This is a genomic window from Emticicia sp. 17c (assembly GCF_037153985.1).
In the GTDB taxonomy this organism is placed as follows: Bacteria; Bacteroidota; Bacteroidia; order Cytophagales; family Spirosomataceae; genus Emticicia.
This window is the reverse complement of record NZ_JBBAYI010000070.1, coordinates 1-581: the sequence shown is the minus strand read 5'-3', so window position 1 is coordinate 581 and position 581 is coordinate 1. Positions and strand designations below refer to the sequence as shown.

Genomic DNA, 581 nt, shown 5'->3' with positions numbered 1-581 from the left:
CAAGTGTTTCAGGACTCGTTGCGATTCGTTCAGGATTCACTACGATTCGTTCATTAGGATTCGCTACGATTCGTTCAGGATTCACTACGATTCGTTCATTAGGATTCGTTGCGATTCGTTCAGGATTCACTACGATTCGTTCATTAGGATTCACTACGATTCGTTCAGGATTCGTTCATTAGGATTCGTTCAGGATTCGTTCATTAGGATTCGTTGCGATTCGTTCAGGATTCGCTACGATTCGTTCATTAGGATTCGTTGCGATTCGTTCAGGATTCACTAAGATTTGTTCATTAGGATTCGTTGCGATTCGTTCAGGATTCGCTACGATTCGTTCAGGATTCGTTACGATTTGTTCATTAGGATTCGCTACGATTCGTTAGGATTCATTACGATTCGTTAATCAGGATTCGTAGCGATTCGTTTAGGATTCGTTACGATTCGTTCATTAGGATTCGTAGCGATTCATTTAGGATTCATTACGATTCGTTAATCAGGATTCGTAGCGATTCGTTGCAATTCACCGGAATTTTGAAAAAAGAAATAAAGACACTACATTTGAGTTGTCCAGTCTGCAAATA

1 protein-coding gene is annotated in these 581 nt (G+C 40.1%); it reads left to right on the top strand.

The window, feature by feature from the left end; translation table 11 throughout:
- Nucleotides 1-283: hypothetical protein (locus tag WAA15_RS24525; RefSeq protein ID WP_337045486.1), on the top strand; the 283-nt coding region annotated here is incomplete at its 5' end.
- Between the last annotated feature and the right edge of the window lie 298 nt (nt 284-581).